This is a genomic window from Dolichospermum sp. UHCC 0352, assembly GCF_009711925.1.
In the GTDB taxonomy this organism is placed as follows: Bacteria; Cyanobacteriota; Cyanobacteriia; order Cyanobacteriales; family Nostocaceae; genus Dolichospermum; species Dolichospermum lemmermannii.
In genome coordinates, this window is sequence record NZ_VIKY01000113.1 from 1 (window position 1) to 6,779 (window position 6,779).

9 protein-coding genes and 1 pseudogene are annotated in these 6,779 nt (G+C 37.5%); 4 read left to right on the forward strand and 6 right to left on the reverse strand.

From position 1 onward, the window contains the following. Positions 1-146: 146 nt before the first annotated feature. Positions 147-1,247 carry an amino acid ABC transporter substrate-binding protein gene (locus tag FJR06_RS07530; protein ID WP_168651150.1) on the reverse strand — a complete coding sequence of 367 codons (1,101 nt, stop codon included), beginning with the start codon at positions 1,245-1,247 and terminating at the stop codon, positions 147-149. A 165-nt stretch (positions 1,248-1,412) separates the two neighbouring features. On the opposite strand from FJR06_RS07530, the gene grxC reads away from it, so the two are divergent. Continuing rightward, a complete protein-coding gene (grxC, locus tag FJR06_RS07535; protein WP_168651151.1) occupies positions 1,413-1,733 on the forward strand; it encodes a glutaredoxin 3 in 321 nt (106 codons plus the stop codon). Here the strand turns inward: grxC and FJR06_RS07540 are convergent. After that, a complete protein-coding gene (locus FJR06_RS07540; protein WP_168651149.1) occupies positions 1,636-1,974 on the reverse strand; it encodes a hypothetical protein in 339 nt (112 codons plus the stop codon). The genes grxC and FJR06_RS07540 overlap by 98 nt on opposite strands. A 27-nt stretch (positions 1,975-2,001) precedes the next feature. Between FJR06_RS07540 and tadA the strand changes: the two genes are divergently transcribed. Then, the gene (gene tadA, locus FJR06_RS07545) at positions 2,002-2,442 is read left to right on the forward strand and encodes a tRNA adenosine(34) deaminase TadA (protein WP_254433115.1); all 441 of its coding nucleotides are present in this window, start codon (positions 2,002-2,004) and stop codon (positions 2,440-2,442) included. Positions 2,443-2,554: 112 nt separating this feature from the next. Continuing rightward, on the forward strand, positions 2,555-3,346 hold the full coding sequence (locus tag FJR06_RS07550; RefSeq protein WP_168651152.1) for a 1-acyl-sn-glycerol-3-phosphate acyltransferase: 792 nt from the start codon (positions 2,555-2,557) through the stop codon (positions 3,344-3,346). Positions 3,347-3,617: 271 nt separating this feature from the next. On the opposite strand, the gene FJR06_RS07555 is transcribed toward FJR06_RS07550, so the two are convergent. The 4 genes from FJR06_RS07555 to FJR06_RS07570 all read right to left on the reverse strand — a co-directional run bounded on the left by FJR06_RS07555 (position 3,618) and on the right by FJR06_RS07570 (position 6,193). Then, positions 3,618-4,772 (reverse strand): LptF/LptG family permease, encoded by a 1,155-nt coding sequence (locus FJR06_RS07555; RefSeq protein WP_168651153.1) that lies wholly within the window; start codon positions 4,770-4,772, stop codon positions 3,618-3,620. Positions 4,773-5,022: 250 nt separating this feature from the next. Then, the gene (locus FJR06_RS07560; RefSeq protein WP_168651154.1) at positions 5,023-5,376 is read right to left on the reverse strand and encodes a hypothetical protein; all 354 of its coding nucleotides are present in this window, start codon (positions 5,374-5,376) and stop codon (positions 5,023-5,025) included. A 231-nt stretch (positions 5,377-5,607) separates the two neighbouring features. Beyond that, positions 5,608-5,748, reverse strand: a complete 141-nt coding sequence (locus FJR06_RS07565; RefSeq protein ID WP_168651155.1) for a hypothetical protein — start codon at positions 5,746-5,748, stop codon at positions 5,608-5,610. A gap of 151 nt (positions 5,749-5,899) precedes the next feature. Then, entirely contained in the window at positions 5,900-6,193 is a 294-nt protein-coding gene (locus FJR06_RS07570; protein WP_168651156.1) for a hypothetical protein, read from the reverse strand. Positions 6,194-6,531: 338 nt separating this feature from the next. Between FJR06_RS07570 and FJR06_RS23950 the strand changes: the two are divergent. Next, positions 6,532-6,779, forward strand: a pseudogene (locus FJR06_RS23950) (hypothetical protein); the annotation flags it as partial.

Below are 6,779 nucleotides of genomic sequence, written 5' to 3' on the forward strand. Positions count from 1 at the left end.
AGTTGTTAGTAGGGGCGAAGCATTTGGAAAATAAATTGTCGGTCATTGCCAAAAATAGTTCTCCAAATGCTTCGCCCGTACAGTTGTTAGTTGTCAGTTGTCAGTTGTTAGTTGTTAATAATAAATAATAAAGTTCTTTTGCTTCCTTAGCGGAAAGGTGGAGAATAGAGTAATCCTCCTTTTGAGGAAATTTGATTTTGTCCGCGCGGGAGATTTAATTTTGTCTTTGTTCCTAAATTGCGATCATAAACTTCACCATAATTACCAACGTGCTTGATTATTTTGGCAGCGAAATCTTTTGTTAAACCAATTCCTTCACCCAGGTTTCCTTCTGTTCCTAAAAAACGTTTAATATCGGGATCTTTACTATTAGCAACCTCGGCTAAATTTTGAGAATTAATGCCTAATTCTTCTGCTTTCACCAAAGCATAAACAGTCCATTTCACTATATCACTCCACTTAGTGTCACCCTTAGCAACTGCTGGCGCTAGAGGTTCAGAAGAAAGAACATCATCTAAAATGATATTATCTTCTGGTTTAGGTAAGGTTGTCCGTCGAGAAACCAGTGCAGAACGGTCTGTGGTGACAGCATCACAACGTCCTTCAGCATAAGTACCAAAGGTAATATTCACATCTTCAAAAACAACGGGTTTATAAGTAATTCCCCGTTTCCGCATTTGGTCTGCTAAATTTTGTTCAGTAGTAGTTCCAGTTTGCACACAAATGGCTTTGTCTTTCAGGTCTTTGATAGATTTAATATTGCTATTTTTACGCACCATGACGGCTTGACCATCATAAAATACCACAGGTGCGAAATCTAAACCTTGGGAAGTTGCACGGCTAAAAGTCCAGCTAGTATTGCGACTGAGAATATCTACTTCTCCAGTTTGTAAAGCGGTAAATCGTTCTTTCGCGTTGAGATTGCGATATTCTACCGCGTCTGGATTGTCAAATACTGCTGCGGCAACAGCCCGACAAATATCAACGTCAATGCCGCTATATTTGCCGTCAGTGCCGACAAAACTAAATCCTGGTAGTTCACCACTAACGCCACAAACAAGCTGTCCACGGCTTTTAATGCGATTCCAGAGAACGCGAGTAACTTGTCCTTGGGGAGTGCTAACGGGATTTTGTGTATTATTTTGTGGTTGATCATTACAGGCGCTCAGAATTAGGATTAAAGGGGCGATCGCTAAAGGCATCCCTATCCCCTGTAAAATGACAGATAATCTCCTAAATTTCATCATCGTTTTTTCCCAAGAATCTTCTTTGGATGTTTCTACATAATTGAAACATTTATTGATACTCGTGGCAAATATATCCTCTGAGGAGTATAACTAACGGCACTCCAGCTATTAAACTGGATTTCTGTAGATGAGATTTAATTACAAGAAAACCTCTTAATTAAGAATATGCTAAATTTTCTCAACTCTCTTCTCGGTCGCCACCCAGAGCGAATCAAAGCTAATGTTGAAATTTATACTTGGCAAACTTGCCCCTACTGCATCCGCGCTAAAATGCTACTATCATGGAAAGGTGTTAATTTCACCGAATACAAAATTGATGGCGACGAAACAGCCAGATCAAATATGGCAGAACGCGCCGACGGTCGCCGTAGCGTCCCCCAAATTTTTATTAATAATCAACATATTGGTGGTTGTGATGACCTGTATCAATTAGATGCAAAAGCTCAACTTGACCTTCTGTTATTTGAGGTTGCGGGTAATGGGTAATTGGTAATTGGTAATTGGTAATTGGTAATTGGTAATTGGTAATTGGTAATTTCCTTCTTTCTTCTTTCTTCTTTCTTCTTTCTTCTCCTGACTCCTGAACTCCTGACTCCTGACTCCTGACTCGGTGACTCCTTCTACTGAACTCCTGACTCGGTGACTCCTGACTCCTGACTCCTGACTCCTGACTCCTGACTCCTGACTCCTGACTCGGTGACTCCTTCTTCCCCCAATGCTTGAACACCCAGAATATTTACAACATCGAAAATGGATGAATCACGCCCTGGAATTGGCACAGGTAGCGGGTGATGCTGGTGAAGTTCCTGTGGGGGCTGTGATTGTTGACACAGATAATCAATTGGTTGCTGTGGGTGAAAATCGCAAAGAGCGAGATCAAGATCCTACTGCACACGCAGAAATTATGGCGATTCGGGCTGCTAGTCAAGTTTTACAAAGTTGGCGCTTGCATCAATGCACTTTATATGTCACTCTAGAACCCTGTCCGATGTGTGCCGGTGCGATAGTTCATGCCCGATTGGGAAAATTGATCTATGGCGTGGACGATACCAAAACTGGCGCGATTCGTACTGTTATCAACATCCCTGATCATCCAGCCTCTAATCACCGTCTGAAAGTGCTAGGAGGTATTCTAGAATCAGACTGTCGAGAACAATTACAAAATTGGTTTGCTACCCAACGTCAACAAAAATAACAGACACAGATAAAACTGTCCAAATGGGAAAACACAAGTTACCCAAGAAAATCTACGGTGGACATAATCAAGTGTGTGTCATCTTTTATTCGCCAAAAAATCAGCCACCGTTATGATCAAATCATACTTTGCTTTTACCAACCGCCATTCTCAAACTAAAAATACGCCTGTAAATCCTCACCTCGACTCCGCTCGGCGACCTTCGGTGCTTCAGAATACCTCGCGGGTTTCGCCTTGGTTAATCCGTGTTGCTTATCTTCTAGGACGCTACATGGTTTTGCCATCTTTCTTTGGGCATATTAAAGTGACTGGAAGAGAAAATATTCCTAAAAGTGGACCGGTGATTCTGGCACCTACCCATCGTTCCCGTTGGGATTCCTTGGTTTTGCCCTACGCGACTGGTCGTTGTGTGACGGGTAGAGATATGCGATTTATGGTAACGAGTAATGAATGTCAAGGGTTGCAAGGTTGGTTTGTGCTGCGAATGGGTGGTTTTCCTGTGAATATTGACCGTCCAGCGATCGCTACTCTCCGGCATACGGTAGAATTAATGCAGCAGGGGGAAATGTTAGTTATTTATCCCGAAGGTGGTATTCATCGTGATGGTCAACTTCATCCCCTCAAGCCGGGAATCGCTCGTTTAGCTGTGACTGCTGAATCTACCTATCCAGGATTAGATATTAAGGTTATCCCTGTCGGTATCCACTACAGTGAACCCTATCCTAATTGGGGTGCTGATGTGAATGTTCATATTGGTGAACCTATTAAAGCCGCAGATTATATGAATGGAAATTTAAAACAAGAGTCCAAAAGGCTGACAGCAGATTTAACCCATAAATTAAAACAATTAAGTCATCAAGAAGTGGAAATTAGCGATCGCATTTTTGCAAAAATTCATAATTAAAATCAGGTAGGGGCGCAGGGCTTGCGCCCATTCATAAGTTACAATCAGGAAAATTCTTCCCCTAGTTCCCATTACTTACAGGTATTTAACAAATATAATCCGATTTCAGAGGATGTTTTAAAAGTCCCTCATGGTGTATCAAATATTTTTTGATCCCCCTAAATCCCCCTTATTAAGGGGGACTTTGATTTTAGTTACCCCCTTAATAAGGGGGGTTAGGGGGGATCTGTAAGTGCCTAAAATCACAACCTAAAACTTTTCAAACAACCTCTCAGGAATTTTTTTCAGTTAATATGTAAAAGCTAAAACCTGTAGCCAAAATATTTGGTAGCCATATTACATAACTGTAGATATTTCCTGAAATAATTAAAGCATTAATAACCGCCTCAAATATTTTCATTAACCCCAGAATTACTAAAGTAACTGTAAAACTATTATATTTAATCCTTGGTTGCAAATTAATTCCTATAGCTGTACCCAAAAAAGCCAATACAGCGCAGGAAATAGGTAAGGTAAATCTTTTTTGAAGATTAACTTGTAATTTGATTAGATTCGGGATATCTCCTGCTTTTTTTGCAACTAACAATCGTTGATAAATTTGAAATATATTCATTTCTCTATGATCTAATTTTTCCCTATCTAGTTGAAATTGCCGAGATATACTAGAAAGATTAAGGCGAATTTCATCAAATTTAATTCCCTGACCATAAGAACCATCTGGATTAATTATACTCTTGACACCATTATAAAAAAACCAATATTTGTTTCCTTCATTCCATTCAGCAAATTTAGATTTTATAATTACCTTCAAACCCCGATTATCTCTAATTAATAAGGTAACTTCTTGCATTTTTCCATCACTAAATCTCTCTGAGTAAAAGAAGTATTTAAGATAATTATCTTTATCAGATATTTGTTCATAATTTCTGTTGGCTAATTCTTTATAAACAATGTGATCACTTTTAAGATCCCATCTATTTATATTCATCACTTCTTCTAAGGTAATAGCAGCTTTATAGTTAGAGATAGGGACAATACCCTCATTAACAATAAATAGGATTAATGAAAGAATAAGACTTAGATGAATCGCTGGACAGATTAATTTATACAAGCTTATTCCACAACTTTGTAAAGCAATAATTTCACTGGTAATTGATAATTTATTATAAACGAATATTGTGGTCATTAAAATAGCAATTGGTACAGCCAAAACAATAAACTCAGGTACTTTAAGAATGTGTAAATATATTAAAGTACCAAAAGATATTTGTTCCGTCAGGAGAAAACTAAATTGCTCGAATGATATACCAATTGATTCCGCAACAACAGTAACAATAACGATGGTAAATAGTAAAATCGGGGTAATTTCTGAGATTAAATAGCGCTCTAGTAATGATATGCGAGGAAAAATATTTATTTTTTTCATTTATCATTTTGCTGGTTATGTAGTTGCAGCAGTTGACGATATTTTGATATACAGATATTAGTGATAAAAATTTTGTGGTGCGCTTATTAATCTTATTTTTGTTTTTCGTAAACTTGGTTGAAGTTATTTTTGGAAATGTTGGGTTTCGCTGTCGCTCTACCCAACCTACTACTACTCTAAATATTGCATAAGAGTAATTCATAAATTACCCCTACTTTTGTTTTTACGTAAGTCCTATTTATGCTTCACTTTACCTGCCGATAAAAGCAAGTGCTTGAGCAATTGCTGCTCGTACTTCAGCTTGACAGGTAGTACTTCCATTTGGAGTAAGTGAAAATCTTTTTGTACACTCACTTACTGCCTCCCTGGTCGCTGTAGTGATATCTTCATAAGTTGTACTTTCAGTAACTGTATAACTTGTTCCCAGTGAGGGAATACTAACAGTCAAAGTTCTAGGGGTAGTTTGAGAGGTAGTATTTCCACCTCCTCCACTAGGAGCTCCTCCACTAGGGGTATTACTTGATGTATTACCACCACAGGAAGTAATCATTAAACCAATCAGTAGAAATCCAAAAAGCCTATGAGTTGAAAAAATTCTTAACATAAAGTAGTTTTACATAGATTTACTTATCCCACTCTAAATCTAAAAATCTCAACTCCTGTCTAAGTAATGATTGTTTTGTGACTGTTTTATGATTAACTGTCGCTCTCCCCAACCTACTACTACTCTAAATATCAGGGCTATTTCATTCTAAACATAATCCGCCCTGAACTGATAGTGTAGTGTGGCGTAAGCCATAGTTCAGGACTAATAATTCAAGTCCGTTTTAACGGACTATAACTTTCCTTTAGTCGTCTTGAGACGACTTTTGCTATTAGACATGGCTTCGCCACGCAAGCTATCAGAATTCATTCTGAGGCGGGTTAAATAAGAATGAAATAGCCCTACTCTAAATATTGCATAAGAGTAATTCATAAATTACCCCTACTTTTGTTTTTACGTAGTCGGTATTTATGCATTCGTTTTAGTTGTAGGGTGCTTTACTACTGCATAAATTCTGCAAATAAACAGATTGTTGATATCTGACGCACCCTACCAATGTGACAGTTGCGTAAGTCCTGGTTATTTAATTTCTAAAAGCTCGTGGTCTACTATTCGCATCGAATACACATCTCCCTTTTGAACCATCACTAAAGGTTTGCGGAGAAAGAGGTCCAGCTAAACTACAATCACTTTGATATAATTGCCATTCCTTTTCAGCTTTGTCAGCAAGACTAGATGTTCCACCTCCTCCACCAGAAGTATTATTAGATGTACCTGTACTAGGAGTATTACTTGATGTGTTACCACCACAGGAGGTAATCATTAAACCAACCAGTAGAAATCCAAAAAGCCTATGAGTTGAAAAAATTCTTAACATAAAGTAGTTTTACATAGATTTACTTATCCCACTCTAAATCTAAAAATCTCAACTCCTGTCTAAGTAATGATTGTCTTGTGACTGTTTTATGATTAACTTAGAGTTTGTTGAAAAAGTTTTTGATTGTAATATTAGACACTTGTTAATTATTCAATCTGCTTCTTCCAAAGGGATTTAGAGGCATATAAGATTTGTTGATACATGATGAGAGACTTTTTATGAGAGAATAAATACTGTCAGTAATAATATGTTTTTAGGTGATGAGAAGCCCTAATAATGATCAAAAAAAGAAAAGAATTACCGTGACAGCCTCTTGTCAATGTATAAAGAAGGCCGAAATGGCTTTAATTAGACTAGGATTTGAATCAAAATCCAATTTTGCTAAACATCATTTATCTAGAACAACAGTTACCAAATTTTTTCAGGCTCAACCAATTTCAGTTGACTCCCTGAAAAGGATATGCAGAGAGTTAGAATTGAATTGGGAAGATTGTTTACCAACAGAAGAAATAATTAATAATAACCAAGAGAAAAAGACAAGAGAAAATAACAATTATTCCAATTACCAATTACCAATTACCAATTA

Coding starts and splice junctions, on each gene's coding strand:
- FJR06_RS07530 (WP_168651150.1), bottom strand. CDS start 1,247: ATGATGAAATTTAGGAGATTATCTGTCATTTTACAGGGGATAGGGATG.
- grxC (WP_168651151.1), top strand. CDS start 1,413: ATGCTAAATTTTCTCAACTCTCTTCTCGGTCGCCACCCAGAGCGAATC.
- tadA (WP_254433115.1), top strand. CDS start 2,002: ATGAATCACGCCCTGGAATTGGCACAGGTAGCGGGTGATGCTGGTGAA.
- FJR06_RS07550 (WP_168651152.1), top strand. CDS start 2,555: ATGATCAAATCATACTTTGCTTTTACCAACCGCCATTCTCAAACTAAA.
- FJR06_RS07555 (WP_168651153.1), bottom strand. CDS start 4,772: ATGAAAAAAATAAATATTTTTCCTCGCATATCATTACTAGAGCGCTAT.
- FJR06_RS07560 (WP_168651154.1), bottom strand. CDS start 5,376: ATGTTAAGAATTTTTTCAACTCATAGGCTTTTTGGATTTCTACTGATT.
- FJR06_RS07565 (WP_168651155.1), bottom strand. CDS start 5,748: ATGAATTACTCTTATGCAATATTTAGAGTAGGGCTATTTCATTCTTAT.
- FJR06_RS07570 (WP_168651156.1), bottom strand. CDS start 6,193: ATGTTAAGAATTTTTTCAACTCATAGGCTTTTTGGATTTCTACTGGTT.